The 22859-nt window shown below is 62.0% G+C and carries 21 protein-coding genes and 1 pseudogene; 9 read left to right on the top strand and 13 right to left on the bottom strand.

The genetic code is table 11. The annotated features are described in order from the left end of the window. Window positions 1-5: 5 nt before the first annotated feature. Window positions 6-1625, bottom strand: a complete 1620-nt coding sequence (locus BLQ92_RS03995; protein ID WP_090682902.1) for a 6-hydroxynicotinate reductase — start codon at window positions 1623-1625, stop codon at window positions 6-8. A gap of 276 nt (window positions 1626-1901) precedes the next feature. On the opposite strand from BLQ92_RS03995, the gene fdxA reads away from it, so the two are divergent. The 3 genes from fdxA (at window position 1902) to BLQ92_RS03980 (ending at window position 4303) form a co-directional block, all read left to right on the top strand. Continuing rightward, window positions 1902-2225: a ferredoxin FdxA gene (gene fdxA, locus BLQ92_RS03990; RefSeq protein ID WP_090681951.1), complete on the top strand. Its 324-nt coding sequence runs from the start codon at window positions 1902-1904 to the stop codon at window positions 2223-2225. A gap of 132 nt (window positions 2226-2357) precedes the next feature. Further along, complete coding sequence (locus BLQ92_RS03985) at window positions 2358-3458, top strand: NAD(P)/FAD-dependent oxidoreductase (protein WP_090681949.1); 1101 nt, start codon at window positions 2358-2360, stop codon at window positions 3456-3458. A 143-nt stretch (window positions 3459-3601) separates the two neighbouring features. Next, a complete protein-coding gene (locus BLQ92_RS03980) occupies window positions 3602-4303 on the top strand; it encodes a TetR family transcriptional regulator (RefSeq protein WP_090681948.1) in 702 nt (233 codons plus the stop codon). Between the two features lie 78 nt (window positions 4304-4381). On the opposite strand, the gene BLQ92_RS03975 is transcribed toward BLQ92_RS03980, so the two are convergent. The 7 genes from BLQ92_RS03975 to BLQ92_RS03945 form a co-directional block, all read right to left on the bottom strand. Next, window positions 4382-5398, bottom strand: coding sequence for a MerR family transcriptional regulator (locus BLQ92_RS03975; protein ID WP_244106308.1), 1017 nt, complete (start codon window positions 5396-5398; stop codon window positions 4382-4384). A gap of 123 nt (window positions 5399-5521) precedes the next feature. Continuing rightward, a complete protein-coding gene (locus tag BLQ92_RS03970; protein ID WP_090681945.1) occupies window positions 5522-6889 on the bottom strand; it encodes an MFS transporter in 1368 nt (455 codons plus the stop codon). A gap of 64 nt (window positions 6890-6953) precedes the next feature. Further along, entirely contained in the window at window positions 6954-7337 is a 384-nt protein-coding gene (pcaC, locus tag BLQ92_RS03965) for a 4-carboxymuconolactone decarboxylase (RefSeq protein ID WP_090681943.1), read from the bottom strand. Beyond that, complete coding sequence (pcaD, locus tag BLQ92_RS03960) at window positions 7334-8125, bottom strand: 3-oxoadipate enol-lactonase (protein ID WP_090681942.1); 792 nt, start codon at window positions 8123-8125, stop codon at window positions 7334-7336. The genes pcaC and pcaD overlap by 4 nt, the downstream gene beginning before the upstream one ends. 4 nt (window positions 8126-8129) lie before the next feature. Then, window positions 8130-9509 carry a 3-carboxy-cis,cis-muconate cycloisomerase gene (locus tag BLQ92_RS03955; protein WP_090681940.1) on the bottom strand — a complete coding sequence of 460 codons (1380 nt, stop codon included), beginning with the start codon at window positions 9507-9509 and terminating at the stop codon, window positions 8130-8132. Between the two features lie 106 nt (window positions 9510-9615). Beyond that, complete coding sequence (locus BLQ92_RS03950) at window positions 9616-10275, bottom strand: 3-oxoacid CoA-transferase subunit B (protein ID WP_090681938.1); 660 nt, start codon at window positions 10273-10275, stop codon at window positions 9616-9618. An 11-nt stretch (window positions 10276-10286) separates the two neighbouring features. Beyond that, window positions 10287-10991 (bottom strand): 3-oxoacid CoA-transferase subunit A, encoded by a 705-nt coding sequence (locus tag BLQ92_RS03945; protein ID WP_090681937.1) that lies wholly within the window; start codon window positions 10989-10991, stop codon window positions 10287-10289. A 580-nt stretch (window positions 10992-11571) separates the two neighbouring features. Between BLQ92_RS03945 and BLQ92_RS03940 the strand changes: the two genes are divergently transcribed. The 4 genes from BLQ92_RS03940 (at window position 11572) to folE (ending at window position 17465) form a co-directional block, all read left to right on the top strand. Next, a complete protein-coding gene (locus BLQ92_RS03940) occupies window positions 11572-13710 on the top strand; it encodes a S8 family serine peptidase (protein WP_090681935.1) in 2139 nt (712 codons plus the stop codon). Window positions 13711-13826: 116 nt separating this feature from the next. Next, window positions 13827-15653 (top strand): tetratricopeptide repeat protein, encoded by a 1827-nt coding sequence (locus BLQ92_RS03935; protein ID WP_090681933.1) that lies wholly within the window; start codon window positions 13827-13829, stop codon window positions 15651-15653. A gap of 113 nt (window positions 15654-15766) precedes the next feature. Next, window positions 15767-16690: a LysR family transcriptional regulator gene (locus BLQ92_RS03930; protein ID WP_090681932.1), complete on the top strand. Its 924-nt coding sequence runs from the start codon at window positions 15767-15769 to the stop codon at window positions 16688-16690. Window positions 16691-16829: 139 nt separating this feature from the next. Then, window positions 16830-17465 carry a GTP cyclohydrolase I FolE gene (gene folE, locus BLQ92_RS03925; protein ID WP_090681930.1) on the top strand — a complete coding sequence of 212 codons (636 nt, stop codon included), beginning with the start codon at window positions 16830-16832 and terminating at the stop codon, window positions 17463-17465. A gap of 19 nt (window positions 17466-17484) precedes the next feature. Here the strand turns inward: folE and BLQ92_RS03920 are convergent, their stop codons facing one another. From BLQ92_RS03920 to BLQ92_RS03905, 4 genes are all read right to left on the bottom strand, one after another. Beyond that, on the bottom strand, window positions 17485-18396 hold the full coding sequence (locus tag BLQ92_RS03920) for a DMT family transporter (RefSeq protein ID WP_090681928.1): 912 nt from the start codon (window positions 18394-18396) through the stop codon (window positions 17485-17487). A gap of 118 nt (window positions 18397-18514) precedes the next feature. Beyond that, a complete protein-coding gene (locus BLQ92_RS03915) occupies window positions 18515-19345 on the bottom strand; it encodes an AraC family transcriptional regulator (RefSeq protein WP_090681927.1) in 831 nt (276 codons plus the stop codon). Window positions 19346-19382: 37 nt separating this feature from the next. After that, window positions 19383-20309 (bottom strand): serine O-acetyltransferase EpsC, encoded by a 927-nt coding sequence (gene epsC, locus BLQ92_RS03910; RefSeq protein WP_090681925.1) that lies wholly within the window; start codon window positions 20307-20309, stop codon window positions 19383-19385. Between the two features lie 105 nt (window positions 20310-20414). Continuing rightward, window positions 20415-20648 (bottom strand): hypothetical protein, encoded by a 234-nt coding sequence (locus tag BLQ92_RS03905; RefSeq protein WP_074296310.1) that lies wholly within the window; start codon window positions 20646-20648, stop codon window positions 20415-20417. 282 nt (window positions 20649-20930) lie between these two features. On the opposite strand from BLQ92_RS03905, the gene BLQ92_RS03900 reads away from it, so the two are divergent. After that, complete coding sequence (locus BLQ92_RS03900; RefSeq protein WP_090682900.1) at window positions 20931-21383, top strand: DUF3005 domain-containing protein; 453 nt, start codon at window positions 20931-20933, stop codon at window positions 21381-21383. A 111-nt stretch (window positions 21384-21494) separates the two neighbouring features. Then, the gene (locus BLQ92_RS03895; RefSeq protein ID WP_090681924.1) at window positions 21495-22100 is read left to right on the top strand and encodes a short chain dehydrogenase; all 606 of its coding nucleotides are present in this window, start codon (window positions 21495-21497) and stop codon (window positions 22098-22100) included. Between the two features lie 116 nt (window positions 22101-22216). On the opposite strand, the pseudogene BLQ92_RS03890 reads toward BLQ92_RS03895, so the two are convergent. Continuing rightward, window positions 22217-22859 (bottom strand): annotated as a pseudogene (locus BLQ92_RS03890) (dihydroxy-acid dehydratase); the annotation flags it as partial.

Genomic DNA, 22859 nt, shown 5'->3' with positions numbered 1-22859 from the left:
GTGCGTCATCCCAGCATCGGCGGCATGCCGAGCGGCCATGGGTTGTCCGGATGACGCGCCAAGGTGCGGCGTGCGAGCGGCGCCCCTTCGAGATGATCCGGCCCATTCGCCAGCACGCTTTCCAGCGAACGCACGGCGTCGAGGTGGCCGCCGAGATCGCGGTATGCGTCATAGCTCATGGTGAACTCGATCGGCGCAACGATCGCGGGCGTCGGCACCGTGCCGAACGAACGGTCCGGCATGCGTGTCACATCCACCATGACGGTAATGCCGCCGCCTGGCCAGACGTAGGCCGGCGCACCGCCACAGGTCACGTTCACCAGCCGCTGCTTGATGGCGCGAGTCAGCAACACGGGATTCTCGGTAGCGCCGGCGCGCAGGCTGCCACCCGCACCGCCCAGGAACAATACCGTCGCCAATGACGGTTCGCAGTTTTCGCCGATCCGCTCCACGGTACGCCGCACCGCATCCGGCATCTCCATGATGCGCGGCACCAGATCAGCGTCGAGTTCGTACCACTGCGCATGCTCGCCGGTAGTCGACACCATCAGCAAGCGCATGCCAGGCCGCGCCACTGTGGGATCGAAGCCGTCAATAATTGCTAGCGGGTCCTGAATGTCGGTGCCGCCCCAACCCGTACCCGGATTGGCCACCTGGAAATAGCGGCCCGGCGTCGATTTGCGGCCGCGAATCTTCAGACCTGAGCGCGTCATGCCGAGGCACCGTCCAGCCTGATGCTCGGTCAGCACGCCGGTAATGTGATCGTCGACCACCACCACTTCGTCGACATGCCCAAACCATTGTTTGGCAAAGATGCCGATGGTGGCGGAGCCGCAGCCCACCCGCATACGCTGCTCTTCGACGCCATCCACGATCGGCGCCGCACCGGCGCGGATCACCAGACTGGCGCCGCCGTCGATGGTCAATTCGACCGGCTGCTTGTTGCCGAGCGCGAGCATCATGTCGCAGGTCACGCGGCCTTCTTTCTTGCTCCCGCCGGTCAGATGGTGGACGCCGCCGAGGCTCAGCATCTGCGAGCCGTATTCGGCGGTGGTGACGTGGCCGACCATCTCGCCCTGGCAACGCACATTCGCTTGTTCCGGCCCGAGAAAACGATCGGTGTCGATCTTTACCTTGAAACTGCAGTAGCTAAAGATGCCCTCGGTGACGACCGTCACCATATCGACGTCGTTGTGCTTCGAAGCAACGATAAAAGGCGCGGGTTTGTAGTCCGGATAGGTGGACGATGCACCGACGCCGGTCACGAACAGCGGCTGGTCTTGAACGCCCGTTGTCAGTGCATCGCTGCGCGCCTGCCTCGATGCACCAAATTCGATCGCGGCGTCTGCTGCTTCGGTGCTTTTCGCAGCCACCGGCGAGCGAGACATGAACACCACTGGATCGACGCGAATCAGCCGACCGTCCGCATTGGCGTAGCGATCACACGCCCCGGTACGGCCTTCGGAGATCTGGCACAGCACCGGACAGGCATTGCATTCGATCTTGTTGGACGCCATCCGCTCGCTGCGCGGCACCGCTTTTTCGAGCACGGTGGGACCGGGCGTGGAGGCGGTTTCGCCATCCACACGGTCTGCACCGAAATCGACCTTCGTATGCTCAGTCATGTTGGGGTTCCCATACGACGACATTACAATCGGTCCTGCCCGGCTGACGAAATATCCCTTGTTTCAAGGCATATTCGTGTGACACGCAGCGGCTCGCATTTTGAAAAATGTTGCGGTCACTCACCGTTCGTGTAGTATTCGCTACACCAAACTTGATTGAAATCTACTCGATCAAAATAGACTGCGCAACGTCTTTTCCCGGTCTGTGCCTGATCTTTCGTCATGTTGCGGCGCGCCAATTTCCGCGTCGCGGCTCTGTGCAGAAGGAGATTCGCCGTGACTCATGTCGTGACAGAAGCCTGCATCCGCTGCCGCTATACCGACTGTGTGGATGTCTGCCCGGTGGACTGCTTCCACGCCGGGCCGAACATGCTGGTGATCGATCCGGACGAGTGCATCGACTGCGCGGTATGCGTGGCCGAGTGCCCCGTCAATGCAATTTACGCCGAAGACGACCTCCCTGCAGACCAGCAGGAATTCACTGCGTTGAATGCCGAGCTGACCGGCGTGTTTCCGGTGCTCAGCAAACGCGAGGAGCCCTTGCCTGACGCTGACACATGGAAGGACGTGATGGACAAGCTGCATCTGCTCGAGCGCTGAGCCGCACCATGCTCCGTCCAACGCCACCGCCTTTCGGCACTCTGATTTCGCTGTGCTGCCGCGTCCCTCAGATGCGCACACGGCTCATCGTTCCCCCGTTGTTCCTCACTCAACCGAATGCAGGAGAAACCCATGAACGAAGTAGTTGACCACCCCGTCTCTCACGACACGACGGACACCCACGCCGAACCGCCATCGCCCATCGAGACCGACGCATTGATCGTCGGTGCAGGGCCGGTCGGCCTCTTTCAGGTGTTCGAACTAGGCCTGCTGGAAATCAAGGCGCATGTCATCGATTCACTGCCGGTAGTGGGCGGTCAGTGCGTCGAGCTGTATCCGGACAAGCCGATCTACGACATTCCTGCGGTGCCGATCTGCACCGGGCAGGAGCTTGCCGACAATCTGCTCAAGCAGATCGAACCATTTGGCGCGACCTTTCACCTCGGACAGGAAGTGCAGATCGTCGAGCGTCTGGCAGACCGGCGCTTTTTCGTGCGCACCAGCAAGGGCACCGAGTTCGTTACCAAGACTATCTTCATTGCCGCGGGCGTAGGCTCGTTCCAGCCACGCACGCTGAAAGTGAGCGGCATCGACAAGTACCATGGGCGGCAACTGTTCTACCGCGTACGCGATCCCGAACTGTTCCGCGACAAAGACATTGTGATCTGCGGCGGCGGCGATTCCGCGCTCGACTGGGCGCTCAATCTCGTGGATATCGCGCAGAGCGTGATCCTCGTGCACCGGCGCGACGAATTCCGCGCCGCGCCTGCCTCGGTGGCAAAAATGCGCGCACTCTGCGACGACCTGCGCATGCAGTGCATCGTGGGCCAGGTGAGCGGCTTCGAAGACAATCATGAAGCGCTCCACCGCATCAAGGTGACAGGCGGCGACGGCGTAACGCGTACGCTCGAACTCGATCATCTTCTGGTGTTCTTCGGGTTATCCCCGCAACTCGGGCCGATTGCCCAGTGGGGGCTGGAAATCGAGCGCAAGCAGGTGGGCGTCGATACCGAGAAGTTCGAAACCAATGTGCCGGGCATCTTCGCAGTCGGCGATATCAATACCTATCCCGGCAAGAAGAAACTGATCCTGTCGGGCTTTCATGAAGCGGCGCTAGCCGCGTTCGGCGCGGCGCCTTATATTTTCCCGGACAAGAAGATCCATATGCAGTACACAACGACCAGCACCAAGCTGCATAAGGTGTTGGGTGTCGAGTCGCCGGTGTTCGATTGATGAACCGCTTGCCGGGATGGGTCCAGGCTGGGTTTAGTCCAGGTCCCGGCTGTATGATGGCAGCGGGCCGGGGTTGCACCTCGCCGGCCCGCTGTGTTTTGAGTAGATGCAGCAGAACCTATCAGAGAGAACCGAGGCAGCCCATGAGTCCAACTGCCGCCCGCAAGACGGGCGCCACCGGCATCCGCGCGAAGCAGGCCCAGGATACGCGCGCCAAGATTCTGAAGGCCGCCATCAAGGTATTTGCCAAGCAAGGCTACGCGAGCGGCCGGGTCGAGAGCATTTCGAAAGCTGCACGCTCGCACGACCGCATGATTTACTACTACTTCGGCAGCAAGGAGCAATTGTTCGTCGAAGTGCTCGAGACGATCTATTCGCAGTTCAACGAAGCCGAAAGCCGGCTCGATCTGGACCTCGACGATCCCGTGCGTGGGCTAACGCAGGTGGTGGAGTTTGTCTGGCAGTACTACCTCGATCATCCCGAGTTCGTCACACTGCTGTCCAGCGAGAATCTGCATCAGGGCAAGCACGCCAAGAAGTCTTCCAAGCTGCGCGATATTTCCGGCTATGCCATTTCCGTGGTCCAGAAGGTGCTGGATGCGGGCAAGGCGAAAGGCGTGTTTCGTGGCAGCATCGCGGCGCGCGATGTCTACATCATGATTGCCTCGCTGGGGTATTTCTATAACGCCAACCAATACACGCTGAGCGCGTTCCTCGGCGAGGCGCTAATGGACAAGGCTGCGCTCGCGCACTGGCGTGAGGTCATCAAGGAAACGGTGTTGCGAGCGGTGTTGGCGCAGGTGCCGGTTGAAGAGGCCGGCATCGTGCGCGAGAACACGCCGTAGCCGGCCCTGCGTGAACCATTCGTCTCGCCGCTCGCGGCGGCGTCACTCCATTTGACGATCACCGCGAGCCGCGAAGCATCATTGCTGCTGCAGCGGTTGCAACGTGAGTTGCGCCTCGCGGATATAAGCGAGCAGGTCCCGGTCGATCCCCGTGCCTGCCAGAATCGCAGGCTCATTGTCGTACGCCGCCTGAAGTTTGCGATGCGCTTCCGGGTCCGTGCCGACGTATGAGTTGACGATGTCGATCCAGCGCTGTGCCAGCCGCTGAACCACCGGGTCGTCCACGGCTGTCTCACGCTCCATTTCGCGGCGAATGTCTGCGACAAGGCTAGGCCACTCAGCCACGTAACGGCTATCGTGGTCATGCATCCGTTGCAGTTCTTGCGGCGAGAAATATTTCGCGTACAGATCAAGCTTCGAATGCCGGATGGCGCGCGTCAGGTAGGCAAGCAACTCCGTCGTGATGCCGCTCTGTGTCTGCAGTGACGGCTCACTGCGATGCATCGCGTCGAGCCTGCTGAGCAGGCGCGGATCGCCACCTGTGTAGTTGTCCACCATGGCGGTCCAACGGGCCGCGAGCGCCTGGGCCTCGGCGCTTTCCACCGCAACGCCCCGATCAATCAGGCCATGCGCCGATTGAATCAAAGCGAGCCAATCGGTCGCCATGTCGGCCTTGTTCAGACGGAGTTGCTTCTGCTCGTCGTGCGTAAAGTATTTGTCCTGCATGGTCATTAGCTCCAACGTGGTTAGCCAATCAGCAAGATCCGGTTCTTCTCCCGTCATCAACTGCCCGCGCAGACGATTAAGGCGATCGCGCAGGTCGGTTGCACGGTCGATCTGTCGAGTCAGCGCAACGATCTGCTGCTCGATGACCGTCGAGAGTGTCGAATCCGGTCTTGCCAACAAGGCCCCAATGTCGGCCAGCGACAAATCCAGCCGCCGCATCGCCTGGATCTGATGCAGCCTGGCGATATCGGCACGGTTGTAAAGGCGGTAGCCGGCATCGGAGCGGGCCGAAGGACGAAGCAGCCCGATCGCGTCATAGTGATGAAGCGTGCGCACCGTGATGCCGGATCGCCGCGCCAGTTCACCCACTTTTAGCAACATCGAGATCGCTCCTTTCTTCATGCCTGCACGTAGGCTAGAACCTTACGTTGCGTGAGGGTCAAGCAAGAAGCTATGCCTGTTCCTCAGGAGCCCCCCAATCAGGACGCCCCCTCAAGCCGCTTCCGGCGGCAGGTTAGCACCCGCTGCGCGATGCGCGGCGGAGCGCTTGACCATCAACGCCCCCGCTGCGATCAGCGACGGCACGGCCAGCAGCGCAAAGATCGTGCTGAAACCAATATTGGCCTGCAGCAGCAGTCCACCGGAAAACGCCCCGAGAATGCCGCCGAAGCGCCCGACGCCCAGCATCCACGCGACACCTGTAGCGCGCCCGCTAGTCGGATAGAACGCCGCGGCCAGGGTGGGCAACGACGACTGCGCCCCATTCATGCAAACGCCCGCAATGAACGTAATGGCCGCAAGCCACACGAGACTACCCGACTGCTGCCCCACCATCCACACGAACAGGCCCGTCAGCACGTAGGTAATCGCAATCACGCGATGCGGCTCGAAGCGGTCCATCAACCAGCCGACCGCAATCGACCCAACCCCGCCGCCGAACGGAAAGAGCGCGGTAACGAGCGCGGCCTGCCGCACCGTGAAGCCTGTATCGCGGATCAAGGTAGGCAGCCAGCTCGTCAGCATGTAGTACACCAACAGCCCGGAGAAGTACGTAATCCACAGCATGATGGTGCCGGTCCTGAAGCGCGCCGACAGCACCACGGAGCCGCCCGTCTTGCGCTGCACGGCGGGATCTTCCGGCAACACGAAACGCACGTTATCGAACGACTCGTTTGGCGCGATGCGCCGCAGCACGGAGGCGATCCGCTCCAGCGACCAGCCACGCAATACCATGAAGCGGATCGATTCGGGCAAGGCGATCAGCACGAAGCCGAGCACGATCGGCATGATGCCGCCCGCGACGAACACGCTGCGCCAGCCGTAGTGCGGAATCAGCGCGGCTGCGACCAAACCGCCGGCCGACGCGCCCACGGTAAAACCGCAAAACATCGTGTTGACGAGAAACGAGCGCTTGCGAGCGGGCGCATATTCGGAGGTCAGCGTGGTGGCGTTCGGCATTGCCGCGCCAAGACCGATACCGGTCAAGAGACGCAACACCGCCAGCTCCGTCACCGAACCGGCGAACGCGCACGCAACACTGAGCACGCCGAACACCAGCACCGATCCCACCAGCACTTTCTTGCGGCCAATACGGTCCGCGAGCGGGCCTGCTGCGAGCGCGCCAATCGCGAGCCCGACCAATGCCGCGCTCATCACCGGCGCTAAGGCCGCCTTGGTGGCGTGCCATTCCTGCGCAAGCGAAGGCGCAACGAAGCCGATCGCGGCGGTATCGAAACCGTCCGTCGCAACGATCAGAAAGCACAGGATCAAAACGAACCATTGATACGGCGAGAAGCGCCGTTCGTCGATAAACTGCTGCACGTCGAGCGTGCGGGTTGCGCCAAGCGCCGAGCCTGTCATGATTGTCTCCGGAATGAGCGCGGTGCGATGCCCGCGCTTCTTGTGATTCTTGCCGCTAATCGCGTCAGGTGCCGTCGTCTTCGCGGAACAGCTTGTCGGCCAGATGGAAGGCCGAATTGGCCGCCGGCACGCCGCAATAGATCGCGGTCTGCAACAACACTTCCTTGATCTCCTCGTGCGTCACACCATTGTTCTTCGCCGCGCGCAGATGTAATGCCAGTTCTTCGCTGCGATTGAGTGAGACCATCAGCGCGATCGTCACCAGGCTGCGTGTGTGTCGCGGTAAACCTTCGCGTGTCCAGATTTCGCCCCACGCATAACGCGTGATGAAATTCTGAAACTCTTCCGTGAATTCGGTACGGTTAGCCAAAGAACGGTCGACGTGCGCGTCGCCGAGCACCGCGCGGCGCACCTTCATTCCGGCTTCGTAACGTTCGTCGTCGTTCATTGCGGCTCCTTGAGGAAGTCAAGCACGGTCTTCGTAAAGGCGTCGGCTTGCTCGATGTTGGAAATATGCGAGGCGTCCAGTTCGACATAACGCGCGCCCGGGATGACGGCGGCGAGTTCCTTGCCCTGGGCCGGCGTCGCCGCCAGATCATGCGTGCCAGAGATTACGAGCGCAGGCAGCTTGATCCCAGACACCTCGGGACGCAGATCGGTCGCATCGATCGCTTCGCAGTTATTGGCGTAGCCTTCCTTGTCGGTATGGACAAAGACATCGCGGATCACCGAGAACATCAACGGCTCGCGCGCAATGAATTCGCCGGTAAACCAGCGCGGCAACACCGCTTCCGAAAGCACCAGCATCCCTTCCTTGCGCGCCCGCTCGGCTCGCGGCACCCACACTTCCGGCGAGCCGATGCGCGCGGCGGTATTGCACAGCACGACCCGTTCGAAGCGATTCGCATGACGCGCCGCCAACGCGATACCGGTCAGGCCGCCCATCGAGATACCGCAGAAATTCGCCTTGGCGATCTTCAGCGTATCCATCAGGCCGAGCACGTCGCCGCTCAACTGTTCGATCGTATAGGGCCCCTTCGGCGCTTCCGAGTGGCCATGGCCGCGCGTGTCGTAACGCAACACGCGAAACTGCTTCGAGAGTGCGGCGACTTGCGGCGTCCACATCGACATATCGCTGCCGAGCGAATTCGACAGCACGATCCACGGTGCATGGCCGTGCCGGTCACCGTCGATCCGGTAGTGAAGCTCGATGCCGTTGACTGCGGCGTAGGGCATTCTGTTACTCCTGAGAGGTGGCGTGGTCGGCGCGCTCGCCATGCAGTGCAAGCACGGCGTCGACATAGGCGTGCGCCTGACCGACGTATTGAGCCGGATCGAGCAGGCGCTGCAGTTGCTCGACCGAAAGATGTTGTGTGACTGCGGGGTCGGCGGCGAGGACGTCGAAGAGCCTTTGGCCGGTTTGTACCGCAGTCTTCGAGGCCTGCTCGACCCGATGATGCGCCTCGAGCCGGCCGATGCTATCGCCGAGCGCGAGCATCACCGCTTCGCCGAGAATCAGCCCATGGGTGACCTCGAGATTGGCCGCAAGCCGCGCGACGTTGACATCCAGGCCGCTCACGATCTGTTCGATGTTGGCAAGCGCACCGCCTGCGAGGCGGGCCAGATCAGGCAGCGCGTCCCATTCGGCCTGCCAGCCGCCGAGGGCGCGTTCGTGCTCCTGCACCATCCCGCTCAGCACGGTGGCGACGAGGCCGGGTGCGCGGGTTGCGGCGGTCAGCACGGCCGCGCAGCCGACCGGATTGCGCTTGTGCGGCATGGTCGACGAACCGCCCTTGCCTGCCGCGGCCGGTTCGCCCAGTTCGCCCAGTTCGGTTTGCATCTGCAGCGAAATATCGCGGGCCATCTTGCCGAGCGTACCGATCAGCATGCCGAGCCACGCCGCGGTTTCGGCGATGCGATCGCGCTGCGTATGCCACGGCACGGCGGGCACGCTCAGGTTCAGCTCTTTGCCTAACGCTTGGGTCACCGCCGGGGCCGCCTCGCGCAAACTCGCGAGCGTGCCGGCCGCGCCGCCGAATTGCAGCGTCAGTACCCGCTTGCGCAACTCATTGAGCCGCTCGCGATAGCGCAGCAAGGCATCGAGCCACTGGGCGAATTTCAGGCCCAGCGTAATCGGCAACGCCTGTTGCAACCAGGTGCGGCCGATCATCGGCGTAGCGCGATGTTTGCGGGCAAGCGTGGCAAGCGCCGCACAGGTGGTATGCAAGTGAGGTTCGAGCAGATCGAAGGTATCGCGCAGTTGCAGGACAGTCGCGGTATCGATGATGTCCTGGCTTGTCGCGCCCCAATGAACGTACTTCGACGCTTCCGCATCCGCCGCCTTGACGCGTGCGGTCAACTGCTTGACGAGCGGAATGGCGAGGTTGCCGCCGAGCGCCGCGTCGCGCGCCAGGGACTCGGCGTCCAGTTGATCGGCATGGCATGCCGCCTCGATCGCCGCCACCGCCGCAAGCGGGATGACCTTATGCGCCGCCGAGGCCCGCGCGAGTGCCGCTTCGACATCCAGCATCTTTTGCAGCGTCGCACGTGGCGACCAGATGTCGTTCATCGGCTGCGTGCCGCAGAGGAGACCGGTCAGGCGGGCACTGGCTTCGAGCATGATGGAGTGGGTCAGACAGAGAAAGGGATCGGGTCCGCGCGGTGCGTGGCAAAACCGGCGCGGCGCGCGGCGTTGGCTACCATTGTCGCCAAACGCCGCGCCAAGGTCACGCGGCGCGTGCGCCCTGGGTGCCGTCGATCAACGGCACGCCGGTCAATTTGTGCAGCGCATCGAAATCGATGTCCGAAAAGATCTCGCGCACCACGAGGCCATCAGCGGTCACGTCGATCATGGCCAGATCGGTATAGATGCGGTCCACGCAAGCCACACCCGTCACCGGATACGTACACTCGGCTGCGATCTTGCTCTCACCCTGCTTGGTCAGATGCTCCATCATCACATAGACCTGCTTCGCGCCGATTGCCAGGTCCATCGCGCCGCCGACCGCCGGAATCGCGTCCGGCGCGCCAGTGTGCCAGTTTGCCAGGTCGCCCTTGGCCGACACCTGGAACGCGCCGAGCACGCAAAAGTCGAGGTGGCCGCCGCGCATCATTGCGAACGAATCCGCATGATGGAAGTACGCGCCCCCCGTCAGTAGCGTGACATGCTGCTTGCCGGCGTTGATCAGTTCGTCGTCTTCCTCGCCGGGTGCGGGCGCCGGACCCATGCCGAGCAGACCGTTTTCGCTGTGCAGGAAGATTTCCTTGTCGGCACCGAGGTGGTTGGCCACCAGCGTCGGCACGCCGATGCCCAGATTCACATACGCGCCTTCAGGGATATCCTGGGCGACGCGCTTCGCCATTTCATCGCGAGTCAGTTTTTTCATGTCGGGTCTCCTCAGGCGGCCGTCGCGGATGCAAGTTCGGCTTGATGCGTGGCTTGCGGCACTTCAATCACGCGTTGCACAAAGATGCCGGGCGTGACGATCACTTCGGGATCGAGCTCGCCGAGCGGCACCACCCTGGAAACCTGTGCGATGGCGGTCTTTGCCGCGCTGGCCATGATCGGACCGAAGTTGCGCGCCGTCTTGCGGTAGACCAGGTTGCCCCAGCGATCGCCCTTGAATGCCTTGATCAGCGCGAAATCGGCGTGCAGCGGCGATTCGAGCACGTAATGCTTGCCGTCGATCAGGCGGGTTTCCTTGCCCTCGGCGAGTTTCGTGCCGTATCCCGTGGGCGTGAAGAAACCGCCGATGCCCGCGCCTGCTGCGCGAATGCGCTCAGCGAGGTTGCCCTGCGGCACGAGTTCCAGTTCGATCTCACCGGCGCGGTAGAGCGCGTCGAACACATAAGAATCGGTCTGGCGCGGAAACGAGCAGATGATCTTGCGCACGCGCTTGGCCTTGAGCAAGGCGGCAAGGCCAATGTCGCCATTGCCCGCATTGTTGTTGACGATGGTGAGCTCGCGCGCGCCCTGCTCGATCAGTGCGTCGATGAGTTCGGACGGCATGCCGGCTGTGCCGAAGCCGCCGATCATGACGGTGGCGCCGTCCTGCACATCGGCTACCGCCGCTTGAAGTGACTCGAAAATCTTGTTGATCATGTCGGATTCCCTTTAGAACGCCTCGCGCCGGACCGCTTGTGCCGCCGCGACTTGCCTGGCTGGCAAGCCGTGGTGAACGACACGCGGGACGGTCTCCACGTCCTGGTCATAGCGCGCCGACCAGATCCGATCAACGCGATTTTGTTCGTTACACGAACACTGATTCGTTTAGCGAACGCATTGGCGCATTATGAAAGCGGCCGGAACACGTTGTCAAGGCGGGGCTATCCATAAGCCGATTATGAAGCGTGGTGTCCAGCGAGTCTGGCGTCTGACGCACCGGGTAAATCTTCTGATTAACAAGACGAACGCCTCTGATTTTTTATCTTGATCAGGAACAGTATTATCGATGTCGGGATAAGACGTTCGTCAACCTGGCGTCCGGACTACCCGAGGAGGCAGGTCATGCGGCAACGCGGCGGATGCTTCTTATTTAGTTAGGAATATTAACTTCAAAGCTTGACTGAAGTCTGTTAGGCAGTCGGCATGCGGGTCGCGCTCGCGACATCAGTCCGCAAGCCAAAACTCAAATCGAAAGCGGCGAATGGGTTTGATGAGCCGCTAGAGGGATAAACGAAGAATGAAAACAGAGAGACATAACGACAAACCGGCCGGTTTCTGCAAAACCATTTGCGAGGTCAGCCTGAGGTGGTCGAACAACGCAAGCGCCCCGCGGGCGATCGCTGGCGGCGTCTCGATTGTATTTTCGCTGGCACTCGCCGCATGCGGCGGGGACAGCGGCGTGGACCCGGCAGCCGGGGCAACGCCAACGGCACAAAGCATGACGGAAGTCGCGGCGGCGGCAAGCGCCGCCAGTTCGAACAACGTTCCGCTCGCAACTTCGCTAAAGATGAAGACGAGCAGTATTACATCCGACACGGAGACCGACCGCTTCATCGTCAAATACAAAACCGGCACCGCCGAACGTGGTGCAACTGCCGCCGTCCAATCAAGGCTCGACAAACTGAAAAGCACATTCCCAGCGCGGGCCCATCACTTACGCCGCATGGGTATAGGCTCGGATGTGGTTACGACAGAGCGCAAGCTCAACGCAAAGGATTCCAAGGCGTTCATGCGCGCTCTTGCCTCGGACCCTGACGTTGAGTACGTGGAACCGGATACCGTGACCAGCATAGGGTCATCACCGAATGATCCGTTATATGGCAAGCAGTGGGCATTAACTTCAAATCAGATGCCGGGAGTCACAACGGCGGGGATTCGTGCTGAAGGCGCCTGGGATCTCGCGAGCGGCGCGGGAATCGTCATCGGAGTGGTGGATAACGGCGTTACAAGTCACAGCGATCTGAGCCCTAATGTCTTGCCCGGTTACGACTTCAGCTCGGGCCCTTATGGCAACCTGGGCGGTGACGGCGTGCAGCCTGCGAATAAGGCCGGCGAGACCTGTGCCATTACCTGGCACGGAACGCACGTGGCCGGCATTATGGCAGCGGTATCCAATAACGGTATCGGGATCGCTGGAATTGCGCCAGCAGCCAGGATCGTCTCTGCGCGGACCGTGACGAACTGCGCCGGTGGCTGGTTATCCGATATGGCGGATGGCATCAGGTGGGCTGCAGGCGGAACTGTGCCCAACGCGCCCGTCAATCCGAATCCTGCGAAAGTGATCAACGTGAGCCTTCAGGCCAATGGCCAGTGTCAGGCATCGTTACAGGACGCAATCGATGACGCAAGCAGTAGAGGAGCCATAGTCGTTGCCATCTCCGGCAACTACGATGCCGACGCAGCGCGTGTTCAGCCCGCTAGCTGTCGTAACGTCATTACGGTCGGGGCGACCAACTCCGATGGCTCGCGATGGGTCAATTCAGACTATGGTCCCACCGTGGACATTGCTGCACCTGGCTCGGGTATCTGGTCTACCTACAATGACGGAAAAACAGCGCCTGGCAACGAAAGCTACGGCGTCCTGGACGGCACATCCCAGGCGGCACCGATGGTCAGCGGCGTCGCCGCGCTTGTGCAATCCGTCGCGCCCAAGCCTCTGACGGTGGCGGAAATGCGGACCCTCATACAGCAGAGCGCTCAGCCGTTCGCGCCGAAGAAGCCGGATCGGCCGTTCGCTCTGGGCATCGTCGATGCGACAGCCGCAGTTACGGCTGCGAAGTCTGGAAAGATCCCTGCAGCGGCGGATTTTTCGTGCTCGGAATCGCCGAAGCTCATGCAGATAACGTGTATCAACCTGTCCACTGCGCGGGGAGGAACGGCTATCAAATCCTGGGCGTGGAATTTCGGCGACGGTGCGGCGGATTATGTAGCTACAACGCCTATCAATATGGTCAGAAATTTCGATTATGGTGGCACCTATAACATCAAACTGACCGTTACGGACAGTGCCGGCGCGACGAGTACGTATTCACGTCCGTTTCAGGTTTTACCGCCTGCCATTAACTATTTTTTGGTCGACACGCCCACATCGCTCTTCGCCAAAACTGACGATATGCAGTACTACGAACTTGACATTCCGAACGGTGTCAAGGGTGTGACCATCACGTTAAAGCCGACAACTACGAATGAACGGGGCTGGTTGTATCTGCGGGCAGGAACACCCTCTGTGCTTCATCCGCAATGCCAGGCTCAGCTGTTCAACGGAAATACCGCGACTTGTACGATGGCGAACCCCGCTGCGGGTGCTTATTACGTGATCGTATCGGCTCAGGCGAAACTGAACGGCAGCATCCTGACGGCGACTTACACCCAATAAGTCAGCACAAGCTGGAACGATGAGAGATAACGCCTCTCGTTCGTTGGAACGGGCGAGAGGCGTGACTTCTGGCGCAATACGACCAGAACGCAGAATAATGAAGGCGGCCCCTGCAAATGCTAGAACTGAATGACCCGGGCAGCGGCGCAGCGTGCGTAGACGCTCTGTTTGCACGCGCCGATGCTGATTTTTCCGCTCGTCGTATGAGCGACGCGTCGAACGCCTATCTTACGGTGCTAGCCGAGCGTCCGCACGACGCGCATGCGCTACACCGCCTGGCACTCGCCAGCGTGCATCTGGAGGACATGAATGCGGCACAGACCTATATCGAGCGTGCCGTGCTGGCTGCCCCTGAGCGCGCCGAGCTATGGGAGCACGCTGGCCTGATTGCAGCTCTGAAAGGCGAGCCTATTCGAGCCGAAGCGTTCTATTATCGCGCGCTCGATCTGGACCCTGACAAGGCAACCCTACAACGAAATCTGGCTGACTGCCTGCGATCATCCGGCCGCCTCGTCGAAGCCAAAGCTCATTACGCAAAGGCCGTGGCGTTAGAGCCGCAATTGCATCATGCGCTGCGGGCGATGGCCCGGATCAGTTCAAAACATGGGCAGATTGACGATGCTGCGGACTACTGGATACGTGCATGGACACTCGACTCCACCCGTCCCCGCGATGGAATCGACCTGGTTTCCGCCCTGGCGAAGGCCAGGCGCACGCCGCAGCTTGATGAAACGCTCGCACAGCTCCGGGCGCGCTTTGCGGGCAACGCGAACGAGCTGGAAGCACTCGCTTACGTCCTCTACAAAAACGACCGCTTCAGCGATGCACTGAGTGTTGCAAGGCAGGGACTTGCCATCTATCCGGCAAGCGCCAGGCTGCATCACTATGCGGCGCTAGCGCTGAGCGTCCCGGGCAACATAGTGGAAAGTCTGCCGCATAGCATGGAGGCCGCGCGACTCTGGCCCGACAGCCCGGAAATGCAGTATCACCTTGCCTGTGTCCAGCTTGCATGCGGCAAGTTCAAGGAAGGCTGGGCACGACACAAAGCGTACTATGCACTCCCTGGTAGCAAAGCCAGTTTGCTCATTCCACTCGACTTTCCAGAGTGGAACGGCGAACCAGTGGCAGGGTGCCAGTTCCTGCTCGTCGGAGAACAGGGAGACGGCGATAAAATTCAGTGCATCAGGTTTGCCGAATGGCTACACCGTCAAGGTGCGACAGTCGATTTGGTCGTCCCCACGCCGGTCGCACAGGTCGCAGCGACCATGAGGTGCATACGGGCCGTGTATTCTTCGGAGCCTCCACCCGGACCTTACGACTACTGGACCCATCTGCTAAAAATTCCGGAACATATGGGTCTGGATTTATCGATGCTGCCTGGCATCGAGATCCCGTATGTGTTCGCAACACCTAAAAAGGTGCATCGCTGGCGGACTCACATTGAAGCCCTCTCACCAGTAAGCATCGATGCCAGGCGCCGTCGAATCGGTGTCGTGTGGGCCGGGAGGCCCGCATACGCTTTCGACCGGTTCCGCTCTATCCCGCTAGATATGCTGAAGCCGCTTTTCGGATTGCCGGGAACGGCGTGGTTCTCGGTGCAGAAAGGCGAGCGTGAGCGCGAAAGCGAGGCGCTGGCCGAGGAATTTGACCTGCATACGCTCGGGCCATCAATCGAAGACTTCACCGATACCCTCGCGATACTTGAAACGCTCGACCTGGTGATCACGGTAGATACGTCCGTGGCCCATCTTGCCGGTGCGGCTGGCCGGCCAGTATGGGTACTGGTACCCGCCTACGTTGAATGGAGATGGCTAAACGGTCGAACCGACAGCCCCTGGTATCCGTCCATGCGCCTGTTCCGGCAACGCGAACTGCGCGAATGGAACCCGGTGATCGAAGAGGTGCGGGGTGCGCTGCATGACTGGCTGAGCGAGTTCGCCTAACGAACGTAAAATCAGATAATCGAACAATCCTCGGCGCTTTCCCCAATATACGGCAAGGCGATTTCAGCGGTACGGTGTATACGCCTCCCCGATACTCCCCCGCCACCGCCCGCATGTCCGAACTCGACCTGAACCTGATCCCCTACCTCGTCGCGATGGAGGAAACCCGCAACGTGAGCCGCGCGGCGGAGCGTCTCGGCGTCAGCCAGCCACGCGTGAGCACGGCGCTCGGACGGCTGCGCGAATACTTCGGCGATCAGCTCTTCGTGCGCACCTCGCGCGGCATGGAGCCAACGCCGCGTGCGCTCGCGCTGATTCCTGCGGCACGTGAAGCGCTGCTGCGCATCGAGCAGGGCATGCTGGACGTGCAAGACTTCGAGCCGGCCACGACCACCCGCACATTTTCCATCGCCCTCTCCGACGTCGGCGAAATCGTGTTCCTGCCGCGCCTGCTGCAACTGTTTGCCGAGCGCGCACCCAACGCGAATCTACGCTCGGTTTCGCTGCCGCCCTCGCAAGTCGAACGCGGTCTCGAATCGGGCGACGTGGATCTCGCAGTCGGCTACTTCCCCGACCTGTCGGGTAACAACTTCTTTCAACAGCGCCTCTTCACGCATCGATTCATTTGCCTGATGCGCAGCAATCATCCGCTCACCCGCGAGCCGCTCACGCTATCGCAGTTCGTCGCCTGCGGGCATGCCGTGGTGCGCGCCGAAGGCCGCAGCCAGGAAGTGCTCGAGCAGTTCCTCGAGAAAAAGCGCATCCGGCGCCGCGCGGTGCTGGAGACCACGCACTTCATGAGCCTGCCGTTCATCCTCGCACGCACCGACCTGATCGCCACGGTGCCGCACGCAATCGGCTTTGCTTACGTCTCCGAACACGCCTCCATCACGCTGGTCGAGCCGCCGCTCGAACTGCCGCGCTTCGATCTGAAGCAGCACTGGCATCGCAAGTTTCATAACGATCCACGGGCGGGGTGGCTGCGTGGTGTGGTCGCCGAACTCTTTAACGACGCCATGGACGAATGGCCGAGATAGTCCGCATGCCCTTGGCAGTGGGGAACGTCCATGTAAGCGCAATAAGCGCCGCGCCCGCCGCAACGCAAAACATGGAACAATGTCTGCCACCGTTTGGAACCCTATTCAACGCGCGGACGCGGCCCCGGAGGAACGAAGGATGAGCAGCAAGCCAAAGAAGACCAGGCAAAGTGAAGCCCCGGGACGCCCGACGCGCGACGAAGCAGAAGACGCCGTGCGCGTATTGCTGCGCTGGGCCGGCGACGATCCGCAGCGCGAAGGCCTGTTGGACACACCGGCGCGCGTGGTGCGGTCCTACGAGGAATTCTTCGCGGGCTATGCAGTCGATCCGCGCGAACTCCTTGCGCGTACCTTCTCGGAGGTGGATGGCTACGACGAAATGATCGTGCTCAAGGACATCCGCTTCGAGAGCTATTGCGAGCATCACATGGTGCCGATCATCGGCCGCGCGCACGTCGCTTATCTGCCGGGTCACCGGGTAGTGGGCATTTCGAAACTGGCGCGGCTCGTCGATGCGTTCGCCAAGCGCCTGCAGATCCAGGAGAAGATGACCGTGCAGATCGCCGATACGCTCAACGAAGTGCTGCAACCCGAGGGCGTCGGCGTGATTCTCGAAGCGGCCCATCAATGCATGTCGACGCGCGGCGTGCACAAGGCCGGCGTCACCATGGTCACTTCGCGCATGCTCGGCACGTTTCGCACCGATCCGTCGACCCGGCGCGAGTTCCTGTCGATCGTCGGCAATCCCGGTGTCGTGGCGGTGGCAAATACGTAGGCACATCGCTCACTCGGCCTCACGCCGAACCACGACGCGGCACGCGCCTCATCTGCCCCACGGTCGCAAGCAAGAGCGCGCCGAGCACGCAGGCCACTCCGGCAAGCTGCGCGCTCGACACCGGTTCGTGCAGTAGCGCAGCCGCCATCGCCACCGTGCTCACCGGCACCAGCGCCGTCATGAGGCCCGCTTCCGCGCCGCTGATCCGTGCGGCCCCCGCGTACCACAACACGAACCCACCCACCGTCGGCACCAGCGCGTAGTAGACCACTCCGGCCAGCGCGCTCGTATCGAACGGCAGACGCCATGCCTGTTCGAAACATGCCGGCACGATGGCCACCGCCAGGCCTATGCCGCTCATCAAGGCCGACAGCGGCAGCGCGGCGATCGGCGTACGCAGCTTGCGATTCAGCAGAATGAACAGGGCTTCGCAAACAATCGCGGCAAACACCAGCGCATCGCCCGCTAACGAACCGGCTGCATGCGGCGCGCTGAGATCTTCCACACGCACCGTGCATACCAGCACGCCTAAAGTCGCCAGGACAATCGCGCCAATCAGCGAGGGGCCGGGCCGCTCGCCGAGCGCCAGCATGGCCACCAGCGCCGAGACAGCCGGCAAAGTGCCCGCTATTACCCCTGCATCCGCAGCCGATGCAAGCCGCATGCCGCTGATCAGAAACACCGTATAGCCGACGCTGCCCGCCCCGGCCTGCGCGATCAGCAATAGCACGTCGCGCCGTCCGAGACGCGGCCAGCGCACCCCGCGCACACGCATTACCAGGAGAAACACCGGAAAGGCAATCGCAAAGCGCAACGCCGTGGCGGAAAACGGCGGCAGTCCGGCCGCGATCGACTTGCTGACCACTACCGTGCTGCCCACGCCGATCATCGCCAGACCACACAACAGATAACCCAGGTAACGCGAATTCATGCCGCCGCCGTTCTTGATTGAATGAGCGGTCAGCTTAGGAGCCGGATGGCGAGCGGTCTTGAACGAAATTGCAGCCCGCGATTGAACGGGCGTGGCGGGCTTGGTGGGCTCAGCGCGCTTAACGAGTCGCCGCGGCGTAGTTAGCCGGCGTTACGCCGAGCAGGCGCACGAAAGCGCGCGTCATATGGCTCTGATCGGCAAATCCGGCGGCAGCCGCCGCATCGGCAAGCGTCGCGCCACGCGCGATCCATTGACGGGCCAGCACCACCCGCCGCTGCATACGGTACGCATGCGGCGGCAGCCCGATCTGCTGCGCGAAGCAGCGCAGCAACTGGAAGCGGCTCATACCCGCCTCCGCAGCCAGCTCCGCGAGCGTTAGCTGCGCGGCGGGATCGTCGTCGATCCGCGCTTTGGCGCGCGTAACCGGACCGGCCTCCTCGCGCGAGGATGCACCGCTCAGCGTGGTGTGATGGCGCCCGAGATGCCCGAGCATCTGCAGCAGCGCCGTCTCGCGTGCGAGCGCATCGCCAGGACCCACCAACGTGACGGACACCAGGAACAGCCGTTCGAACAGCGCGTTCAACACTGGGTCGTGAGCGACAGGCTGCGTCAATTCAATCTGGCGCGGTACGACGCCAGGACGCTTTGCAGCCAACTCGAGCGCCGCGTCGTGCAGCAATGCCGGTTCGAAGTAGAGCATGCGCCATGCGCGGCCACGCTCATCAAGCGGACTGCCGTCGTGGACTTCGCCGGGGTTGACCATGATCGCGTCGTTCACGCGCGCTTCGACGAGGCCGCGTCCGCTCGCCGAGCGATGCCCGCCGCGCACGATCACGCCCACGCCGAAGCGGTCATGCGAATGACGGGGAAACGCGTGCGCAGTTTCCGCGACCGTCGCCTCTACCCCGGCGAGGGCACAGCGCGGCATCTGAACGCGACTGGCAGCCATGGGCCCGTGTGCTAGCGAGGACGCGGCAGCGCCAGCATCAGCGCCGCCCTTCGTCGTTGCGATCGCCTTCGCGAACCTTGCCTTGCGAGACGCTGCTGCCCGGCGGCACGCTATGCGTGAGCCACACATTGCCGCCGATCACCGAGCCACGCCCAATCGTCACGCGGCCGAGAATCGTGGCGCCAGCGTAGATCACCACGTCGTCCTCGACGATCGGATGGCGGGCATTGCCCTTGACGAGCGTGCCGTCGACATCCGCGGCAAAACTCTTCGCACCGAGCGTGACCGCCTGATACACCCGCACACGTTCGCCGATGATGGCGGTCTCGCCGATAACCACACCCGTGCCGTGGTCAATAAAGAAGCTCGGCCCGATTTGCGCGCCAGGGTGAATGTCGATGCCGGTGGCCGAGTGCGCGATCTCGTTGATAAAGCGTGCCAGGAGCGGCACACCGAGCTTGTGAAGCGCGTGAGCGAGACGGTGGTGCGTCATGGCCCAGACGCCGGGATAGCAAAGCAGGATTTCGGTGATGTGCTGCGCGGCCGGGTCGCCTGTGAAGGCAGCCTGAATGTCGCTGACCAGCAGCGCCCGGATACCCGGCAACTGCGTGCCGAACTCGCGGGCCACTTCGAAGGCCCGCTCGGCGAGTTCCGCATCTGGGGTCTCACCGTGCTCGGGCAAAAATCGCAAAGCGCGACGAATTTGTTCGGCTAGCAGCCGCAAGGTGCTTTCGAGCGTGTGACCGACGTAATAATCGACGGTCTCGTCGGTCAAATCGGGCGCACCATAATGGGTCGGGAAAAGCGCGGCGCGCAGGCCGGTGACGATGCTGCTCACCGCGTCACGTGACGGCAGTTCGCGAATGCCGCGCGGATGGCGGGTGCGATGCAGTTGCTCGCGCGATGCGCGCAGATCGGCGACGATCTGCTCGAGGCCCCAGTTGCGGGAAGGATGGTTTGGCATGGTGAGGACGGCGGCCGTACGGCAAGCACGGTTCAGAGTGAATTGTCCCCAGAGATTACCGCGTTTTCCCGCCGCTCGTGCAGCGCTACATCCACGCCAGCTGCGTCAAATCGTGACGCTGCTGGCGTCGATCCAGCGAACCGCCCAGTCGCGCGCATGCGCGATCGCGGCGGCTTCGTCAGCGAAGCGGAAATCCGTCGGAAAAAAACGGTTAGCGACCAGCTCGCCGTCACTCGAACGGGAGATCACCACGTAAGGTTGCCAAGTTCCGTCTCCCGCCCGCGCTGGTGCGCAGTTTAGTAAGTAGCCGCGATGTGTAAATGCAGCATCGAAGTGCATGTGTCACCCGCCCTGACTGCCTCATGTAGTGGTAGGAGCGGCGCGTCGCCGTCTCTCATCGGCTTGGCTGAAAGCGGCTTGGCAGAAGCCGTCATTTTTTGAGCGCGCTCGCTCGTCGGAGTAAGATCATACTCTCTAGAAAATACGCGTTGATTAAAAAAAAATCAAAAGAATGTCAGCCGCGCGAGAGGCGTAAACCGGAGGGTGTGCAGCTCGCCTCAGGGATCTCCGGAACAAGTTTTGCTGCTATCTCACCCAGGTTGTCCTCAAGGAGAAAGCATGATGAACAGCGACACTGAAAAACCTGTCAACACCGCTAGCAAACCCGGCGGCGGCGGCCCAAGCAGCACCGATCTGCACAACGACCGCACCCACGACAGCACGGTGGACACGGACGGCAAGAATCTCGAAGCGGCACGACTCGCCGGACACAGTCCGATCGGTCCGGACGAAGTCACCACCAGCAACGCCTCGCTCGTGAACAGCGTGCCGGAAGCGCGCGACGGCCTCGCCGGCTTCGATAGCCGGGTGGGCGGCAATCATCTGCTGCTCGCGCTCGAGCCGGGCTATACGGTAGTGGACAAAGGCATGATCGCGCCGCAATCGACGTACGACGAAGACCATCAGTTCGACGATCCGCGGCCAGTAGGCAGCCGTCAGGACCGCGGGCGCATTCACTTTGCGCTCAATCATATGCGTCCCACCCGCGTGATCGAACTGCAGCGCGTGAAGTAGGCACGCGGCTGATTCGAAACTCCAGGTTTAAGGACCTGCAAGCCAAACGCCCTGTTTCGCACCGCGCGTCGCGCAGACAATGAAGGCCACATTCAACATTCAAGGTCGGATATGACAAAGATCGTCGTTATTGGTGCAACGGGTACGCTTGGCCGGGCCGTGACCGCTGAATTGAAAGCTCGCCACGAAGTGATCGAGGTGGGCGCAACGCGCGGCCAGTATCGCGTCGACAGCACGGACCCCGCGAGCATCGAAAAGCTGTTTCGCGAGATCGGCAAGGTGGATGGCGTGGTCACCACCACGGGCAAGCTGCATTTCGGGCCGCTGCCCGAGATGACCGTCGAGCAGTTCTGGGTCGGCTTGCGCGACAAGCTGATGGGACAGATCAACGTGGTGCTGACGGCGCAGCAGTATGTGAACGACGGCGGCTCGTTTACGCTGACGAGCGGCATCCTCGCCGACGAGCCGATCCGCCAGGGCGCGAACGCGACCACGGTCAATCTCGCGCTGGAAGGTTTTGTGCGTGGCGCAGCGATTGAACTACCGCGCGGCATCCGTATCAACGTAGTCAGCCCGACCGTGCTGACGGAATCGCTCGAAGCGTATGGGCCGTTTTTCTACGGCTTCGAAGCGGTGACCGCACAGCGCGCCGCCCAGGCTTATCTGCGCAGCGTCGAAGGAGCGCAGACGGGACGGGTGTACCGCGTCGGCTCTTGATGCCTGGCGGCAGCAGGCATTCAACGGCCGCAGGATACACCACGAATCATCCCGCGGCCCTGAGCGAATCGTAGGTCCTATCGAGGCACCCTGCTTCGATAGGACCAAGCGCTAACTCAGTGAATCTCCGGCTCGCCTGCGCTGCTGCAGCTACTGGCGCCGCTCGCGCCATCGCGCTGCAGGAAGTCGAAGTCGCAGCCCTTGTTGGCCTGCATCACATGCACCTGATGCATCGCGCCGTAGCCACGCGTGAAGCGCGGCTGAGGTTCCACCCACGCCGCCTTGCGGCGCGCCAGTTCTTCATCCGATACCAGCACGTTCAGTCTGCGTTGCGGCACGTCCAGCTCGATCAGGTCGCCGTCCTGCACCAGCGCAAACGGTCCGCCGATAAACGATTCCGGCGCCACGTGCAGCACGCATGCGCCGTAGCTCGTGCCGCTCATGCGCGCGTCGGAGATGCGCAGCATGTCGCGCACGCCCTTTTGCAGCAGCTTCTTCGGGATCGGCAACTGGCCCCACTCCGGCATGCCCGGCGCGCCTACCGGACCCGCGTGCTGCAGCACGATCACACAGGTTTCGTCGATATCGAGCGCGTCGTCGTCGATGCGCGCGGCCATGTCGTTGTAGTCCTTGAACACTACGGCGCGGCCGGTATGCACATGCAGCTTCGGATCGGCTGCACCCGGCTTGATCACCGCGCCGTCCGGCGCGATATTGCCGCGCAGGACAGCGAGGCCATTGTTGGGCAGCAGCGGCGTG

This window comes from Paraburkholderia phenazinium, from assembly GCF_900100735.1.
Classification (GTDB): domain Bacteria; phylum Pseudomonadota; class Gammaproteobacteria; order Burkholderiales; family Burkholderiaceae; genus Paraburkholderia; species Paraburkholderia phenazinia.
This window is presented reverse-complemented; position numbering and strand designations above follow the sequence as displayed.